Genomic DNA, 1,152 nt, shown 5'->3' on the forward strand with positions numbered 1-1,152 from the left:
CGGTTCGCAAGCGGCGGCATTCTTCCGAGACGTCCGCCAAAGCGGCGTGGTCTGGCTTGTCCGGGACGACGACGGAAGCCCGACTCACCTCACTGCGGACGGCACGCGAAGTCTTCCCTTCTGGTCGACCTCGCCCCGCGCCCGGAGGGCAGCAAAGATCTGGGGGCATGGGCTCCGCGTTGAGTCCATGCCATTGGACACCTGGTGCGATTGCGTACTGCCCGATGCCGCCCGGGATGGACTCGTGATCGGCATCAACTGGAGCGGGCCGCGCTTGGTCGGCTGGAGCTTCACCCCCAACGAAGTTCTCAACCGGCTATCTGCGGCTCACACAGTGACCTGAGTTGTCGGTGGGTGATCAGGCAGCAGGCGAGCTTGAGGAAGGCTTCGTGGATGTCGGCTCGTCTTTCCCAGCGGATGCGGAGCCGGCGGAAGCCATGTAGCCAGGCGATGGTTCGCTCGACCACCCACCGGTAGGTGCCCAGGCCGGTCCCGTGCAGGGTTCCGCGTCGGGCGATGGCAGGAACGATGCCGCGGGCGCGGACCTGGTCGCGGTAGGCGTCGTGATCGTAGCCGCGGTCGGCGAACAGGGAGTCGGGCCTGCGGCGGGGATGTCCGACCCTGCCGCGCACCGGCGGGACGGCGTCGAGCAGCGGCAGGAGCTGAGTGACGTCGTTACGGTTGCCGCCGGTCAGCAGGACGGCGAGCGGGGTGCCGTGGCCGTCGGTGATCACGTGGTGTTTCGAGCCGGCCCGCCCTCGGTCGACCGGCGAAGGCCCCGTGTGGAGCCCCCTTTTAACGCCCGAACGTGCGACGAGTCGACCACGCACCTCGACCAGTCCAGTCGCGCGGCCGCGTTCAGTTCGGCCAGGAGCACTTCGTGCAGCCGCTGCCACACGCCCGCCTCGTTCCAGTCGCGGAGCCGGCGCCAGCACGTCATCCCCGAGCCGAACCCGAGCTCCTGAGGGAGGTGTTCCCACTGGATACCGGTGTGCAGGACGTACAAGATCCCGCACAAGACCTCCCGGTCCGGCAACGGCTTCCGCCCTGGATACCTAAACCGCCTCGGCCGCTTCGGTAGCAGCGGCTCCAAGCTGCCCCACAACTCATCCGGCACGATCCAAGGCGACGCCCCCATACCGGGCTGAACGC

At 68.1% G+C, this 1,152-nt stretch carries 2 protein-coding genes; one reads left to right on the forward strand and one right to left on the reverse strand.

Translation table 11 applies throughout. The features are described from left to right. Nucleotides 1-46: 46 nt before the first annotated feature. A complete protein-coding gene (locus IE325_RS45805) occupies nucleotides 47-343 on the forward strand; it encodes a DUF2750 domain-containing protein (RefSeq protein WP_229912572.1) in 297 nt (98 codons plus the stop codon). On the opposite strand, the gene IE325_RS45810 is transcribed toward IE325_RS45805, so the two are convergent. After that, nucleotides 309-1,138 (reverse strand): IS5 family transposase gene (locus tag IE325_RS45810; protein WP_373315368.1). Its coding sequence is split into 2 segments (ribosomal slippage): nucleotides 309-784 and nucleotides 784-1,138, totalling 831 coding nucleotides; the frame shifts between segments, so codons are not numbered across the junction. The genes IE325_RS45805 and IE325_RS45810 overlap by 35 nt on opposite strands. Between the last annotated feature and the right edge of the window lie 14 nt (nucleotides 1,139-1,152).

This window comes from Streptomyces lanatus, from assembly GCF_014655715.1.
Classification (GTDB): domain Bacteria; phylum Actinomycetota; class Actinomycetes; order Streptomycetales; family Streptomycetaceae; genus Streptomyces; species Streptomyces lanatus.